Raw genomic sequence first — 17,400 nt, 5'->3', positions numbered from 1 at the left:
CTTGGCACGATCGCCGAATCGTTTGTACATGTGTCCTGGGAGGGAAGCACCATGTCAGCGCCCCATAGCCATTGTCCGCCTGCGCGGACCGTGGCGCTCCGTTCTACCCGTTCGATTTCCGGCCGCGGCGTCCGCCGCTCCGCCATCGCCCTGGCCGTCGCCGCGCTGGTCGCCGCGTCCGCCGCGCAGGCCCAGCAAGCCGAGCAGGCCGCGCCTGCGCAGGCCGACGACGCCACCACGCAGCTGGACACGGTGCAGGTCAGCGGCACCCGCAGCAGTGTGACCAAGGCGCAGCTGGTCAAGCAGAATTCCGAGCAGATCGTCGACTCGATCGTGGCCGAGGACATCGGCAAACTGCCCGACAACAACGTCGCCGAGGCGCTGCAGCGCATTTCCGGCGTGCAGATCGCGCGCAACTACGGCGAGGGCAGCAGCATCGCGATCCGCGGCCTGACCCAGGTCCGCACCGAGCTCAACGGCCGCGACATCTTCACCGCCAACGACGGCCGCGGCCTGAGCTTCGAAGACGTGTCGGCCGAACTGCTGGCCGGCGTCAACGTCTACAAGAATCCGTCCGCGGACATGATCGAAGGCGGCCTGGGCGGCACCGTCGACCTGCGCACGCGCCTGCCGTTCGACTACGACGGGCGCAAGATCGCCGGCAGCGTGCAGTACAACCACTACGACCTGGCCGACGACAGCAAGCCGGCGTTCTCGGGCATGTACAGCGACCGCTGGCAGACCGGCATCGGCGAGATCGGCCTGCTGGTGAACTACTCGCAGCAGACCAGCCCGTTCCGCCAGGACACCATCTCCATCGAGCCGTGGTATACGCAGACCGATCTGCCGGGCTATGAAGGCCAGGAGATCTCGGTGCCGCATGGCGCCGGCACCAACACCACGGTCGGCGAGCGCAAGCGTAAGACCGGCGCGTTCGCGCTGCAGTGGCGGCCGAACGACGACGTCGAGGTCACCGCGCAGGTGCTGCGCTCGGACTACGATTTCCGCTGGCACGACTATTCGTTCTTCGCCTACAGCGGGCAGAACCCGATGCAGGGCTACGACGACATCTTGGTCAACGACCGCAACGAGTTCGTCAGCGGCACGTTCCAGAACACCCCGGCCGATTCCAACACCAGCCTGACCGAGCGCCATTCGGTGACCACCGATTACTCGCTGGGCGCCAAGTGGACGGTATCGCCGAACCTGACCCTGAGCACCGATTTCCAGTACATCGATGCCACCACCAAGGGCACCCGCTACATCCTCGGTACCGGCATGGACACCACGCCGCTGTACACCATCGACTTCCGTGGCGACCTGCCGCGCCTGTCGGTGACCGATGCCGCCGGCAACCCGGGCTACCTGGCCGACCAGGCCAACTACAGCGGCTGGAAGTTCCACCTGGACAACAAGGACGACAACAAGGCCACCGAGTTCGCCTGGCGCAGCGACATGGACCTGGCGTTCGACGACAGTTTCGCGCGCAGCTTCAAGGCCGGCGTGCGCTATACCGACCGCGATGCGCAGAACAAGGGCAACGTGTGGCGCTACATGTACCTGGGCGCGCCGTTCTCGCAGTACCCGGATGCGCAGGTGATGCAGAATCCGATCACCGATTTCTTCCGCGGCGATTCGCAGACCTTCGGCCCCAGGCTGACTCCGTCCGACGCGCTGGTCGACAACTACGCGCAGGCGTTGTCGGTGTTCGGCGCCTCGCCGCTGACCTTCGCGCCGAACAACATCAACGGCCAGGGCGAGAAGACCTACGCCGCCTACGGCGTGCTGCGCTTCGGCGTGGACAGCGGCGCGATCCCGTTCGACGGCAACATCGGCCTGCGTATCGTGCGCACCAAGGTCGATTCGCAGGGCGTGCGCACCGGCACCGACGCCGAGGGCGGCGGCCTGCTGCCGGTGGACGTGCAGCAGACCTACACCGACGTGCTGCCGAGCCTGAATCTGCGGTGGATGCTCACCGACACGCTGCAGTGGCGCTTCGCCGCCTCGCGCGGCATCTCGCGTCCGGATCTCAACGAACTCAATCCGAACCTGAGCCTGGGCACCGCCACCGGCAACGACGGCACCACCCGCCGCACCGGTTCGGCCGGCAATCCGGACCTGCGGCCGATGAAGGCCGACCAGTTCGATACCGCGCTGGAGTGGTACTTCGGCAAGGGTTCGATGATGTACGGCACGGTGTTCTACAAGAAGGTCGACGGTTTCATCGCCGATGCCGTGTTCGAGGAGGTCTACGGCGGCCAGACCTGGGAGATCACCCGCCCGGTCAACGGCAAGGACGGCCGGATCAAGGGCGCGGAGCTGGGCTATACCCAGTTCTTCGACTTCCTGCCGGGTTGGCTGAGCGGCTTCGGCCTGCAGGCCAACTACACCTACGTGGACAGCGAGGCGCCGAGCCCGACCGCCACCGACACCAACGGCCAGGCGCTGACGGTGCCGTTGCAGGGCCTGTCCAAGAACAGCTACAACCTGATCCTCAGCTACGAGATGTCGCGCTTCCAGGCGCGCGTGGCCTACAACTGGCGCAGCGACTGGCTGGTGACCACGGCCGGCAACGGCACCGGCAATCTGCCGGTGTACAACAAGGGCTTCGGTCAGCTGGACGCGTCGGTGCGCTACAACATCGACGACGTATGGTCGGTGTCGGTGGATGGGGTCAATCTGCTGGATACCCGCAACGAGAGCTACCTGGGCGTGGAATCGCGTTACCGCGACTTCGTGATCAACGACCGTCGTTACGGCCTGACCCTGCGCGCCAGCTTCTGAGCACGGCGCGGTCGATCCGCTCCGGCGCGCGCAGCGTGGCCGGAGCGGGGGTTTTCCTGCCGACGGCGTGGCCGTCGGTTGCACTCGGAGTAGGGCGCACGATGCGGCAACATCGCTTGCTAGGATCCGACGCACTGCCTGGCATGTCGCAGCGTGCCGGGCGGCTGCGTTCGGCCTGGCTGGCGCTGCTGCTGGCCTTGCTGTGCGGCGCGGTTCCGGCGCTCGCGGCGCCGCCAGTGCCTTACCAGTTCCGCAGCGTCGCCATCGGTGGCGGCGGTTTCGTCAGCGGCCTGCTGTTCCACCCGGCGCAGCAGGGGCTGCTGTATGCGCGCACCGACGTCGGCGGCGCCTACCGCTGGGACGCCGCGTCCGCGCACTGGGTCGCCTTGACCGACTGGCTCGGGCCGGCCGACCAGAACCTGATGGGCATCGATGCGTTCGCGATCGACCCGCACGATCCGCAGGCGCTGTACCTGGCCGCGGGCACCTATCTGCACGAGCGCGCCGGCAACGCCGCGATCCTGCGTTCGCACGACCAGGGGCGCCACTTCGTGCGCACCGATCTGCCGTTCAGGCTGGGCGGCAACGAACTGGGCCGCGGCAACGGCGAACGGCTTGCCGTCGACCCCAACGACGGCCGCGTGTTGCTGCTCGGTTCGCGCGATGCCGGCCTGTGGCGCAGCGCCGACCGCGGCGCGCACTGGCAGCGGGTGCAGTCGTTTCCGGCGGTGGCCACCGGGCCGTCGGCCAGCGCGGTGAACCATGCCGGACGTCGCCAGCAGGTCGGCATCGCCTTCGTGCTGTTCGACCCGGCCAGCGCCGCCAGCGGTGGCGCGTCGCAGCGGATCTATGTTGGCGTGTCCACGCCGGAACAGAGCCTGTTCGAGTCCGCGGACGGCGGGCGCAGCTGGCGGCCGGTACCGGGGCAGCCGACCGGATTGCGCCCCAGCCACATGGTGCGTTCCAGCGCCGGCATCTACTACCTCAGCTACGGCGACCAGCCGGGTCCGGACCTGATGGCCGACGGCGCGGTCTGGAAGTACGAACCGGCCGCGGCGCGCTGGACCGACATCACCCCGGTGCCGCAACCGCGCAGCGGGCCGGGCTTCGGTTGGGGCGCGGTGGCGGTGGACCCGCGCCGGCCGGACACGCTGATCGCCAGCACGTTCCGCCGCTACCAGCCGGGCGACGACATCTACCGCAGCACCGATGGCGGACGCAGCTGGGCACCGCTGTTCCCGCGCTCGCGCTTCGCGCACGACGCGGCGCCGTGGACCGCGCAGGCGCGCCCACACTGGATGGCGTCGCTGGCGATCGATCCGTTCGACAGCGATCGCGCGCTGTTCGTCACCGGCTACGGCGTCTGGGCCTCGCGCAACCTGCGCGCGTTCGATGCCGCCGATGGCGTGGTGCAGTGGTGGTTCGCCGACGCCGGGCTGGAGGAAACGGTACCGCTGGACCTGCTCAGCCCGGCGCAAGGCGCGCACTTGCTGAGCGCGCTCGGCGACATCGATGGCTTCCGCCACGACACCCTGGACCGCGCGCAGTCGCAGTTCGCCGGGCCGCGCCTGACCAACGGCGAGAGCATCGATGCCGCCGGCCAGGCGCCGCAGTTGGTGGTGCGCAGCGGTACGTTGCGCGAGCGGCGCAACGGCGAGGTTCGCGCGGCATGGTCGCGCGATGGCGGCGCCAACTGGACGGCATTCGCCAGCGAGCCGCCGGTGGGCGAGGGCGCCGGGCATATCGCGATCAACGCCGACGGCAGCCGCGTGATCTGGTCGCCGCGCAACGGCGGCAGCGCCTGGGCCAGTGACGATTGGGGCCGGCAGTGGCAGCGTATGGAAGGTTCCTCGGGCAGCTTGCTGATCGAGGCCGACCGGGTCGATCCGCAGCGCTGGTACGCGGTGGATGCGGCCAGCGGTCGTTTCTTTCTCAGCGAAGACGGCGGCCGCCGGTTTCGCGACAGCGGCGTCCAGGTCGGCGCGCCGTCCGCTGCCGAGCGCACCCGCCCGCAGCTGCGCCCGGATCCGCTGCGCGCCGGCGTGGTCTACCTGGCCAGCCCCAGCCACGGGGTGCTGCGCTGGCAGGACGGCAGGCTGCAGGTGCTGTCGAACGTGCAGGAAGCGCGCTCGCTGGGCCTGGGCCGGGCGCCGCGCGAGGGTGCGCCGCCGATGCTGTTCCTTGCCGGTACCGTGGACGGCGTGGGCGGGCTGTTCCGCTCCGAGGACGAAGGCCACCGCTGGCAGCGCATCGACGACGACGCGCACCGGTTCGGCCGCCCCTACGCCGTCACCGGCGACCCGCGTGTGGTCGGCCGCGTCTACTTCGCCACCGGCGGCCGAGGCATCTTCTATGGCGATGCGCCGTAGTCCGCGCGGCCAGCGCGTTGCATGCGGCCGTGCGCGCGCCTGCGCGGGCGCTGCGCTGGCTTCCCTGTTGCCGTGCGCGCCGCCGGCGGCAACGACCGATGCAGGAACGATCCGATGAACGCACGCTCGACCCGTTGTCTGTACTGGCTGGCCGCCTTGGCGCTGGCGGCATTGCCCGCATCGGCCTGGGCGGAATTGCAACTGCCGTTGCTGTTCGCCGACGGCGCGGTGCTGCAACGCGATGTGCCGATGCGCGTGTGGGGCTGGGCCACGCCGGGCGCGCGCATCCAGGTGCGCCTGGACGGTGCCGCGGCGACCGCCGTCGCCGCCGCGGACGGGCGCTGGCAGGCGCAGCTGCCGGCGCATGCGGCCGGAGGGCCGTATGTCTTGGAGGTGCAGGGCGACGGTGCGCAACGCCGTCTCGGCGACGTGCTGGTCGGCGACGTGTGGCTGGCCAGCGGCCAGTCCAACATGGAGTGGCCGCTGGCGCAGGCGCGCGACGGCGCGCGCGAGGTGGCCGCGGCGAACGATCCGCAGTTGCGCCATTTCAAGGTGCCCAAGTCGTGGTCGCCGCAGCCGCAGCGACAGCTGGCCGGCGGCGAATGGAAGGCCGCCACGCCGCAGGACGCCGGCGCCTTTTCCGCGGTCGGCTATTTCTTCGCGCGCGAGTTGCGCAGGAGCACCGGGGTGCCGATCGGCATCGTCGACAGCAGCTGGGGCGGCAGCGCGATCGAGGCGTGGATGGATGCCGCAGCGCTGGGCATGGATGCCGCGCAGACCGAGCACAGCATCGCCGCGCTGCAGGCCAAGGACGCGCAGACCCTGGCCGCGGTGCGGCAGCGCATCGCGCGCTGGCCGGCGGTGGCCGATGGCGCCGAACAATGGCGCGCCGCCGACCTGGACGACAGCGACTGGGACCGGATTGCGGTCGATCGCAACTGGGAGGCCAGCGGCTACGACGGCATGGACGGCATCGCCTGGTACCGCACCGCCTTCACCCTCAGCGCGGAGGAGGCCGAGGCCGGCATCACCCTGGGGATCGGCCAGGTCGACGACTCGGACATCACCTACGTCAACGGCCAGCCGGTCGGGCATACCGAACAGCGCTGGAACCTGCCGCGCGTGTACCGCGTGCCCGCGGCGGCGCTGCACGCCGGAGTCAACCGCATCGCGGTGCAGGTGACCGACCTCAGCGGCGGTGGCGGCCTGCACGGCGATGACAGCGAACGCTTCGTGCAACTCGGCGACGGCACGAAGCGCCCGTTGCCGGAATGGAAATTCCGTCCGGCCAAGGTGAGCGTGACGCTGGACGACGGCAGGAACCAGCAGCCGACGCTGCTGTACAACCGCATGATCCATCCGCTGCAGCCGTTCCCGCTCAAGGGCGTGATCTGGTACCAGGGCGAGAGCAATGCCTACGAAGGCGGCGCGCTGCGCTACCGCGAGCAGTTCGCGACCCTGATCCGCAGCTGGCGCGAGGAGCGCGCACAGCCGCAGTTGCCGTTCCTGTGGGTGCAGCTGGCCAACTTCCAGGCAGGCTCCGACAAGGGCGACCTGAGCCCGTGGGCGCAGCTGCGCGAATCGCAGTCCAGGACCCTGGCGCTGCCGGCGACCGCGCAGGCGGTGACCATCGACATCGGCACGCCCGGCGACATCCATCCGACCAACAAGCAGGACGTCGGCCATCGCCTCGCGCTGGCGGCGCGGCATGTGGCGTATGGCGAACAGCTGGTCTACAGCGCGCCGGTATTCGCGCAGGCCGAGTTCGGCCGGCATGCGGTCGCGTTGCGTTTCGATCCGATGGGCAGTGCGCTGGCGATACGCGGTGGTGCCGCGCAGCTGCGCGGTTTCAGCGTGGCCGGCGCCGACCGCCGCTTCCATCCGGCGCAGGCGCGCATCGACGGCGACCGGGTGGTGGTGGTCGAAAGCGCCGAAGTGGCGCAACCGCAGGCGGTGCGCTATGCCTGGAGCGAAAACCCGGCCGAGGCCAACCTGGTCAACCGCGAGCAGTTGCCCGTTTCCCCCTTCCGAACCGATACCTGGTGACACGGAGTCCTATCCGCATGCATTCCCTCGCTTCCCGCACGTTCCTCGCACGCCGCCGCTGGCGCCCGCTGCTGGCCGCCACGCTCGCGCTTGGCCTGGCGGCGTGCGCGCCCGAGCAGGCGCCGCCCGACGCTGCTGCGGCCAAGCCCGGCGCGGCCAAGCCCGCTGCCGACCAGGCCAGCGTTGCACCGGCGGCGCCGGCACCGATCCCGCAGCTGGTCAGCAAGGACGGCAAGCACGCGCTGCTGGTGGATGGCGCGCCGTTCCTGATTCTCGGCGCGCAGGTCAACAATTCCAGCAACTATCCCGCCGCCCTGGAAAAGGTGTGGCCGGCGATGCAGTTCCTCGGTCCCAACACCGTGCAGGTGCCGATCGCCTGGGAGCAGGTGGAACCGGAGGAGGGCAAGTTCGATTTCTCCTTCGTCGATACGCTGCTGGCGCAGGCGCGCCAGCACAAGGTGCGGCTGGTGCTGCTGTGGTTCGGCACCTGGAAGAACAACGGCCCGGCCTATACGCCGCACTGGGTCAAGACCGACAACGTGCGTTTCCCGCGGGTCGTCACCCGCGACGGCAAGGCGCTGGGGTCGCTGTCGCCGCTGGCGCCGGCCACGCTGGACGCTGATCGCAAGGCCTTCGTCGCGTTCATGAAGCACCTCAAGCAGGCCGACCCGCAGCGCACCGTGCTGATGGTGCAGCCGGAGAACGAGCCGGGCACCTACGGCAGCGTGCGCGATTTCTCGCCGCTGGCGCAGCGAGCCTTCGATGGACCGGTGCCCGAGGCGCTGCTGCAGAAACTGGGCAAGCAGCCCGGCACCTGGGCCCAGGTGTTCGGCGCCGACGCCGACGAGTTCTTCCACGCCTGGCATATCGGCCACTTCATCGACCAGGTGGCCGCGGCCGGCAAGGCCGAGTACCCGCTGCCGATGTACGTCAACGCGGCGCTGCGCGGTCCGTTCAATCCCGGCCAGCCCGGCCAGTACGCCAGCGGCGGTCCCACCGACAATGTGCTCGACGTGTGGAAGGCCGCTGCGCCGCACATCGACCTGTTGGCGCCGGACATCTACCTGCCCGACTACACGCCGTACATCACCGTGCTCGATCGCTACGCGCGGCCGGACAACCCGCTGTTCGTCGCCGAGACCGGCAACCGGCCCGAATACGCACGTTACCTGTACGCCGCGCTCGGCCACGACGGCATCGGCTGGTCGACCTTCGGCATCGACTACAGCGGTTATTCGAACTGGCCGCTGGGCGCCAAGAAGGTGGACGAGCCGACCATGGCGCCGTTCGCGCTGGGCTTCAAGGCGGTGGGCATGGGCATGCGCCCGTTCGCCAAGGCCGCCTCCGAAGGCAAGCTGCACGGCACCGCCGAGGAACCCGGGCAGCCGGTGCAGGAGCTGCGGCTCAACGCGCGCTGGAGCGCGACCATCACCTACGGCGTGCCGCAGTTCTGGTTCAAGGGCACGCCGCCCGGCAATCCCGAGCCGACCGGCGCGGCACTGATCGCCGAACTGGGCCCGGACGAATTCCTGGTCACCGGCTACCACGTGCGGGTGAACCTGCACCCGGCCAGCGAGGCGACCGCCAACATGGTCTACGACCGGGTCGAGGAAGGCTTCTACGATGACACGCAGTGGCGGTTCCAGCGCAACTGGAACGGCGATCAGACCGACTACGGCGTCAATTTCTCCGATGTGCCGCAATTGCTGAAGATCAAGCTGGCCACCTACTGACACCTCGGCGCCGCCAGCGTGCGGCGCCGTCACCCGCTACAGAGGGAGTGAACATGTACAACGCGAACCGTCCCGTCCGCCTGGCGATGAAGCCGCTGCCGCGCCTGCTGGCCTTGTCGCTGGCGCTGCTCGCCGCCGGCGCGAATGCGCAGGAAGTGAAGAAGGACGCCGATGGCGTCACCGTGCGTCCCAGCGCCAAGGGCGCCGCGCCGGTGCGGCTGCAGGTGGTGGACAGCGGCATCATCCGCGTCAGCGCCGATCCGGACGGCGATTTCAAGCGCACCCCGAGCCTGATGCGGGTGCCGGTACAGGGCGACACCGCCTACCAGTTCGACGAGCAGGGCGACACGGTGCGGATCAAGACCGCCAAGGTCACCGCGCAGGTGTCCACGCGCGACGGCCATGTCAGTTTCGCCGATGCCGACGGCAAGCCGCTGCTGGCGGAAGTGGCGGGCGGGCGCAGCTTCGCGCCGCTGAAGGTGGAGGGCAAATCCTATCTGAGCACGCGCCAGCGCTTCGCCTCGCCCGACGACGAGGCCTTCTACGGCTTCGGCCAGCACCAACAGGGCTGGATGAACCAGAAGGGCCACAACGTCGAACTGCTGCAGAGCAATATCGACCTGGCGGTGCCGTACCTGGTGTCCAGCCGCAACTACGGCATCCTGTGGGACAACAATTCGATCACCCGCATGGGCGACCCGCGCGGCCTGCAGCCGCTGCCGGCGTCGCTGAAGCTGTACGACGCCAAGGGCAAGCCGGGCGCGCTGACCGCGCGCTATTCGGTCAACGGCAAGCAGGTGCTGGAGCGCCGCGAGAAGGAGCTCAACTACCAGTACATCAAGGACCTGGCCAAGTTCCCGGCCAAGGCCAAGCCCAGCGACAAGAGCCGCATGCAGGTCAGCTGGGAAGGCGAGATCGAGGCCAGGAGCGGCGGCGAGCACAGCTTCTCGCTGTACTCCAGCGAGTACGCCAAGCTGTGGGTCGACGGCAAGCTGGTGGTCGACCGCTGGCGCCAGAACTGGAACCCGTGGCACAACGAGTTCACCCTCGCGCTGCAACCGGGCCAGCGCCACAAGATCAAGGTCGAGTGGGACCTGATCGACCCCAGCTACATCGCGCTGCTGCACCGCGACCCGCTGCCGGCGGCCGAGGCCAAGGACCTGTCGCTGTGGTCCGAGGCCGGGCAGATGATCGACTACTACTTCGTCGCCGGCGCCGACGCCGACCAGGTCATCGCCGGTTACCGCGAACTGACCGGCAAGGCGGTGCTGCTGCCGAAGTGGGCCTACGGTTTCTGGCAGAGCCGCGAGCGCTACAAGAGCCAGGACGAACTGGTCGCCGCGCTGGCCGAGTACCGCAAGCGCAAGCTGCCGATCGACAACATCGTGCTCGACTGGTCGTACTGGCCGGAGAACGCCTGGGGTTCGCACGACTTCGACAAGGCCCACTTCCCCGATCCGGACGGCATGGTCAAGTCGGTGCACGACATGCACGCGCAGATCATGATCTCGATCTGGCCCAAGTTCTATCCGACCACCGCCAACTACAAGGAACTCGACGCCGCCGGGCACATGTACAGGCGCAACGTCGAAGTCGGCGAACTGGACTGGATCGGCAAGGGCTACAAGAACTCGTTCTACGACCCGTATTCGGCAGACGCGCAGGCGATCTACTGGCGCCAGATCAACGACAAGCTCAACAGCAAGGGCTTCGATGCCTGGTGGATGGATGCCGACGAGCCGGACGTGCACTCCAACCTGGACATCGGCGAGCGCAAGGCGCGCACCACGCCGACCGCGCTGGGCCCGTCCACCGAGTTCTTCAATTCCTACCCGTTGCCGCACACCCACGGCGTCTATGCCGGTGACCGCGCCGCCGACGGCAAGCGCGTGTTCATCCTCTCGCGCAAGGGCTATGCCGGCACCCAGCGCAATGCGGTGGCGGTGTGGAGCGGCGACATCGTCTCGCGTTGGGACGACATGCGCGACCAGATCTCCGCCGGCGTCAACGTCTCCATGTCCGGCCTGCCGAACTGGACCTTCGACATCGGCGGTTTCGCGGTGGAGAAGCGCTACGAGGACCAGGACCCGGCGCACCAGAGCGAATGGCGCGAGCTCAACACGCGCTGGTTCCAGTTCGGCGCGTTCGTGCCGCTGTTCCGCTCGCACGGCCAGTTCCCGTTCCGCGAGATCTGGAACATCGCCCCGGAAGGCACGCCGTACTATGCGAGCATGGCGTACTACAGCCGCCTGCGGTATGCGCTGTTGCCGTACATCTACACGCTCGCCGGCGATACCTATCACCACGACGGGGTGATGATGCGCGGCCTGCCGATGGACTTCCCGCACGATCCCAAGGTCGCCGACATCAACGACGAGTACCTGTTCGGGCCGGCCTTCCTGATCGCGCCGGTGACCCGTTTCGGCGCCACCTCGCGCCAGGTCTACCTGCCGGCCGGGACCTCGTGGATCGACTTCAACAGCGGCAAGCGCTACGACGGCGGCCAGAGCATCGACGCCGACGCGCCGCTGGAGCGCATGCCGCTGTTCGTGCGCGCCGGGGCCATCGTGCCCACCACCACCGTGCAGCAATACGTGGACGAGGTGCCGAACGCGCCGCTGACCGTGGTCGTCTACACCGGCGCCGACGGCCAGTTCTCGCTGTACGAGGACGACGGCAAGGGCTATGGCTACGAGAAGGGCGAGTTCAGCCGCATTCCGCTGAGCTGGAACCAGGCCAAGGGCGTGCTGACCATCGGCGCGCGCGAGGGCAGCTGGCCGGGCATGCTGGCCAAGCGCACCATCAACGTGCGCTTCGTCGATGGCGTGCGCGAGGAGACCGGGGCGCTGGAGCCCAAGGCCGACGCCAGCGTGCAATACAGCGGCAAGAGCCTGAGCGTGGCGCGCAAGGCGGTGAAGGGCGCCAAGCGCAACAAGGGCAGCAAGGCGAAGTGATGGCCGAGGTGCGCGGCAACCCGGGCAGGGGCGGCGGCGTGACGCGGGCGCCGCTGCGGCGCGTTTGCGGCACGAGCGGTGCCGCTGCGCGCCCGGATTCGGTCCGGGTCCGGTGCGCGCGGGCGGCCTGCACCCGCAGCGCGTGGCGGCGCTGGCGTCCGCCGCATGCGGGCGGGGACGCAAAGTGAGCATCGCGCTGACCCGCCGCGAGCTGTGCAAGGCGATCGGCGGCGGCCTGGTCGCCGGTCTCGCCGTGCCGGGCGCTGCGCTCGCTGCCGATGCCGGTGCCGCGCGCGTGCCGGTACCGGCGACCGCCGCCGAACCTGCCGCGCTGCAGCTGTGGTATCCGCGCCCGGCCACGCAATGGGTGGAGGCGCTGCCGCTCGGCAACGGCCGGCTCGGTGCGATGGTCTGGGGCGGCATCGCCCACGAGCGCCTGCAGTTGAACGAAGACACGCTGTATGCGGGCCAGCCCTACTATGCGACCTCGCCGGAGGCGTTGGCGGCGTTGCCGCAGGTGCGCGCACTGATCTTCGCCGGCCGCTATGCCGAGGCCGAGGCATTGGCCGACGCGACGATGCTGTCGCGCCCGCGCAAGCAGATGCCGTACCAGCCGCTGGCCGACCTGCTGCTCGACTACGACCGTGCCGACGGCATCGACGGCTATCGGCGCGAACTCGATCTGGACACGGCGGTGGCCAGCACCCGCTTTGTCTCGGGCGACGCCACGCATGTCCGCGAGGTGTTCGTCTCGCCGACCGAACAGTGCATCGTGGTGCGCCTGTCCTGCGATCACCCCGGCCGCATCTCGCTGCGCATCGGCATCGACAGCCCGCAGGCCGGCGAGGTCACCGAAGAGCAGGGCGCGTTGCTGTTTGCCGGGCGCAACGCCGGTTTCGCCGGCATCGAGGGGGGACTGCGCTTCGCGTTGCGCGTGCTGCCGCAGGCCACTGGCGGCCAGACCCGCATCGAGCGCGGGCGGATCCGCATCGAAGGCGCCGACGAGGTGGTGCTGCTGCTGACCGCGGCCACCAGCTACCGGCGCTACGACGACGTCGGCGGCGATCCGCTGGCGCTCAGCGCCGCGCAACTGCGCAAGGCGGCGGCGCTGCCCTATGCGCAGTTGCTGCAGCGGCATCTGGCCGAACACCGGCGCCTGTTCCGCCGGGTGGCGATCGACCTGGGCGGCAGCGCTGCCGCGCAGCTGCCTACCGACGAGCGCGTGCAACGCTACGCCGACGGCAACGATCCGGCACTGGCCGCGCTCTACCACCAGTACGGCCGTTACCTGCTGATCAGCAGCTCGCGGCCGGGCAGCCAGCCGGCCAACCTGCAAGGCGTCTGGAACGACCTGATGCAGCCGCCGTGGGAAAGCAAATACACGGTCAACATCAACACCGAGATGAACTACTGGCCCAGCGAGGCCAATGCGCTGCACGAATGCGTGGAACCGCTGGAAGCCATGCTGTTCGATCTCGCCGAAACCGGCGCCCGCACCGCGCGGGCGATGTACGCCGCGCCGGGCTGGGTGGTGCACAACAACACCGACCTGTGGCGCCAGGCCGGGCCGGTCGACGGGGTGAAGTGGAGCCTGTGGCCGATGGGCGGCGTCTGGCTGCTGCAACAGCTGTGGGACCGCTGGGACTACGGCCGCGATCGCGCCTACCTGCAGCGCATCTATCCGCTGTTCAAGGGCGCGGCCGAGTTCTTCGTCGCCACCCTGGTGCGCGATCCGCAGACCGGCGCGATGGTGACCAACCCATCGATGTCGCCGGAGAACCGGCATCCGTTCGGCGCCGCGCTGTGCGCCGGCCCGGCGATGGATGCGCAATTGTTGCGCGATCTTTTTGCGCAGTGCATCAAAATGGGCCGCTTGCTGGGCGTGGACGCGGCCTTCGGCGAGCGCCTGGCGGCGTTGCGCGCGCAGCTGCCGCCGGACCGCATCGGCGACGCCGGGCAGCTGCAGGAGTGGCAGCAGGACTGGGACATGCAGGCCCCGGAAATCCACCATCGCCACGTCTCGCATCTGTATGCGCTGCATCCGTCCAGCCAGATCAACCTGCGCGACACCCCCGAGTTGGCGGCCGCGGCGCGGCGCTCGCTGCAGATCCGCGGTGATAGCGCTACCGGCTGGGGCCTCGGCTGGCGCCTGAACCTGTGGGCGCGACTGCACGACGGCGAGCACGCGCATCGTATTCTGGCGATGCTGCTGGCGCCCGAGCGTACCTATCCGAACCTGTTCGACGCGCATCCGCCGTTCCAGATCGACGGCAACTTCGGCGGCACCGCCGGCATCACCGAAATGCTGCTGCAGAGTTGGGGCGACAGCATCTGGCTGTTGCCGGCGCTGCCGCAGGCCTGGCCGCAGGGCCAGGTGCGCGGGTTGCGCGTGCGCGGCGCGGCCGGCGTCGATCTGGCCTGGCGCGATGGCCGCCTGCAGCATGCGCGACTGAGCAGCGAGCGTGGCGGGCACTACACTTTGGTTTACGGCGGGCAGACCCTGACCGCCGATCTTTCTCCTGGAGCGACGATGGAACTGGGTTTGCACGACGATCGGCTGGTGCGGCAATGAGTCTGTACATCGGCCTGGACGTGGGCACGCAGAGCGTCAAGCTGCTGGCCTACGATGCGGACAGCCGCCGCGTGGTCGCCACGCACGGCCATGCGCTGGAACTGATCAGCCGCGACGACGGCACCCGCGAGCAGCAGGCGCAATGGTGGATCGACGGCATCGTCGCCTGCTTCGCCGCGCTGACCGCGGAGCAGCGTGCGCAGGTGCGGGCGATGTCGGTGTCCGGGCAGCAGCACGGCTTCGTGCCGGTGGATGCGCAAGGGCAGGTCACCGCACCGGTCAAGCTGTGGTGCGACACCAGCACCCAGCTGGAGTGCGAGGAGATCATGCAGGCCGCCGGCGGCGAACAGCGCTGCGTGGAGCTGGCCGGCAACCCGATCCTGGCCGGCTACACCGCCTCCAAGCTGCCGTGGACGCGCAAGCACCGCAGCGACGCCTACACCGCGATGACCTCGGTGCTGCTGCCGCACGACTACGTCAATTTCTGGCTCACCGGCGAGCGCTACACCGAGTTCGGCGACGCCTCCGGCAGCGGCTGGCTGGACGTGCGCACCCGGCAGTGGTCGGCGCCGCTGCTGCAGGCGATCGATCCGCAGCGCGACCTGGCCGCGGCGCTGCCGCCGCTGGTGCCGACCGAGACCACCTTCGTCCTGTCCGCGGCCGCGGCGCAGACCCTGGGCCTGCCGCGCGACGTGCGCGTGGCCACCGGCGGCGGCGACAACATGATGGCCGCGATCGGCACCGGCAACGTGGTGCCGGGACGGCTGACGATGAGCCTGGGCACCTCCGGCACGCTGTTCGCGTACGCCGATCGTCCGGTGGTGGACGATGCCGCACGCTGGGCCGCGTTCTGCTCGTCCAGTGGCGGCTGGCTGCCGTTGATCTGCACGATGAACTGCACCGTGGCCACCGAGACCATCTCGCGCCTGTTCGGGATCAAGACCGGGCAGGGCGAGGCCTTGCTCGAGGCCACCGCGCCCGGCGCCGGCGGGCTGGTGTTGCTGCCGTTCTTCAACGGCGAGCGCACCCCGAACCTGCCGGCCGCGCGCGGCTGCATGACCGGCATGGACCTGCACAACACCACGCCGGCGCATTTCTACCGCGCGGCGATGGAAGGCGCCACCTACAGCCTGCGCAACGGCTTCGACGCCTTCGTCGATGCCGGGCTGGCGTTCGACTCGATCTACGTCACCGGCGGCGGCAGCAAGAGCGCCGGCTGGCGGCAGCTGATCGCCGACCTGTTCGGCTTGCCGGTGCACGTGCCGGCGCAGGCGGAGGGTGCCGCGTTCGGCGCCGCGCTGCAGGCGCTGTGGGCCGACGGCCACGCGCAGGGCGACCAGGCCAGCCTGGCCGAGGTCGTGCTGCAGCACCAGCAGGACGAGGCGACGCTGTCGGCACAGCCCGATCCGCAACGCGGCGCGCAGTACCAGGCGCACTACCAGACCTTCTTGAAGCACTTGCACGCCATTGGCCCGCTCTACGCCGGCTGATCCACTTTTTCCCCCGCAAACGCACACCAGGACTTCGTCATGAGCAACTCCGTCTACATCGGCGCCAAGGAATACTTCCCGGGCATCGGCCGCATCGCGTTCGAAGGCAAGGCCTCGGACAACCCGCTCGCCTTCAAGGTCTACGACGCGAACAAGCGCATCGGCGACAAGACCATGGCCGAGCACCTGCGCTTCGCGGTGGCGTACTGGCACAGCTTCTGCGGCAACGGCGCCGATCCGTTCGGCCCGGGCACGCGCGCCTATCCGTGGGACGCCGGCAGCGACGCGCTGGGCCGCGCCGAGGCCAAGGCCGATGCGGCGTTCGAGTTCTTCACCAAGCTCGGCGTGCCGTACTACTGCTTCCACGATATCGACCTGGCGCCGGACGCGGACGAGGTCGGCCAGTACGAGAAGAACCTCAAGCACATGGTCGGCATCGCCAAGCAGCGCCAGGCCGACACCGGCATCAAGCTGCTGTGGGGCACCGCCAACCTGTTCTCGCATCCGCGCTACATGAACGGCGCCTCGACCAACCCGGACTTCGACGTGGTCGCGCGCGCGGCGGTGCAGGTCAAGGCGGCGCTGGAGGCCACGGTCGAGCTGGGCGGGGAGAACTACGTGTTCTGGGGCGGCCGCGAAGGCTATGCCAGCCTGCACAACACGCAGATGAAGCGCGAGCAGGACAACATGGCGCGCTTTCTGACCATCGCCCGCGACTACGGCCGCAGCATCGGCTTCACCGGCAATTTCCTGATCGAGCCCAAGCCGATGGAGCCGATGAAGCACCAGTACGACTTCGACAGCGCCACGGTGATCGGCTTCCTGCGCCAGCACGGCCTGGACAAAGATTTCAAGCTCAACATCGAGGCCAACCACGCCACGCTGTCGGGCCACAGCTTCGAGCACGATCTGCAGGTCGCCAGCGATGCCGGCCTGCTCGGCAGCATCGACGCCAACCGCGGCAACCCGCAGAACGGCTGGGACACCGACCAGTTCCCGACCGACCTGTACGACACGGTGGGCGCGATGCTGGTGGTGCTGCGGCAGGGCGGGCTGGCGCCGGGCGGGCTGAACTTCGATGCCAAGGTGCGGCGCGAGTCGTCCGATCCGCAGGACCTGTTCCTGGCCCACATCGGCGGCATGGACGCGTTCGCGCGCGGGCTGGAAGTGGCGCATGCGCTGTTGACCTCCTCGCCGCTGGAGCAGTGGCGCGCCGAGCGCTACAGCAGCTTCGACAGCGGCGCCGGCGCGGCGTTCGCGGCCGGCAGCAGCACGCTGGCGGACCTGGCGGCGCACGCGGCCAAGGCCGGCGCGCCCAAGCAGGTCAGCGGCCGCCAGGAAGCCTACGAGAACCTGATCAACCAGTACCTGATCCGCTGATGCGCGCGACGGCCGGCGGCACCCTTGCCGCCGGCCGTGCTGTCCTCCCCCGATGGCCGGCTTCCTTTCTGC

At 69.3% G+C, this 17,400-nt stretch carries 8 protein-coding genes; all 8 read left to right on the top strand.

All coding sequences use genetic code 11. The features are described from left to right. Window positions 1-51 precede the first annotated feature (51 nt). Window positions 52-2,784 (top strand): TonB-dependent receptor, encoded by a 2,733-nt coding sequence (locus AB8810_RS13785; RefSeq protein WP_369913967.1) that lies wholly within the window; start codon window positions 52-54, stop codon window positions 2,782-2,784. 143 nt (window positions 2,785-2,927) lie between these two features. Beyond that, the gene (locus AB8810_RS13780; RefSeq protein ID WP_369913966.1) at window positions 2,928-5,153 is read left to right on the top strand and encodes a WD40/YVTN/BNR-like repeat-containing protein; all 2,226 of its coding nucleotides are present in this window, start codon (window positions 2,928-2,930) and stop codon (window positions 5,151-5,153) included. A 114-nt stretch (window positions 5,154-5,267) separates the two neighbouring features. Continuing rightward, complete coding sequence (locus AB8810_RS13775; RefSeq protein WP_369913965.1) at window positions 5,268-7,199, top strand: sialate O-acetylesterase; 1,932 nt, start codon at window positions 5,268-5,270, stop codon at window positions 7,197-7,199. Between the two features lie 11 nt (window positions 7,200-7,210). Further along, window positions 7,211-8,932, top strand: coding sequence for a DUF5597 domain-containing protein (locus AB8810_RS13770; protein WP_369916672.1), 1,722 nt, complete (start codon window positions 7,211-7,213; stop codon window positions 8,930-8,932). Between the two features lie 53 nt (window positions 8,933-8,985). After that, entirely contained in the window at window positions 8,986-11,886 is a 2,901-nt protein-coding gene (locus AB8810_RS13765) for a TIM-barrel domain-containing protein (RefSeq protein WP_369913964.1), read from the top strand. A 184-nt stretch (window positions 11,887-12,070) separates the two neighbouring features. Then, window positions 12,071-14,458 (top strand): glycoside hydrolase N-terminal domain-containing protein, encoded by a 2,388-nt coding sequence (locus AB8810_RS13760; RefSeq protein ID WP_369913963.1) that lies wholly within the window; start codon window positions 12,071-12,073, stop codon window positions 14,456-14,458. Beyond that, on the top strand, window positions 14,455-15,948 hold the full coding sequence (gene xylB, locus AB8810_RS13755) for a xylulokinase (RefSeq protein WP_369913962.1): 1,494 nt from the start codon (window positions 14,455-14,457) through the stop codon (window positions 15,946-15,948). Before AB8810_RS13760 ends, xylB begins: the two co-directional genes overlap by 4 nt. Window positions 15,949-15,987: 39 nt before the next feature. Further along, window positions 15,988-17,328, top strand: coding sequence for a xylose isomerase (xylA, locus tag AB8810_RS13750; protein ID WP_179570173.1), 1,341 nt, complete (start codon window positions 15,988-15,990; stop codon window positions 17,326-17,328). Window positions 17,329-17,400: the final 72 nt, after the last annotated feature.

The organism is Xanthomonas sp. NCPPB 3005 (assembly GCF_041228095.2).
Classification (GTDB): domain Bacteria; phylum Pseudomonadota; class Gammaproteobacteria; order Xanthomonadales; family Xanthomonadaceae; genus Xanthomonas_A; species Xanthomonas_A bonasiae.
This window is presented reverse-complemented; position numbering and strand designations above follow the sequence as displayed.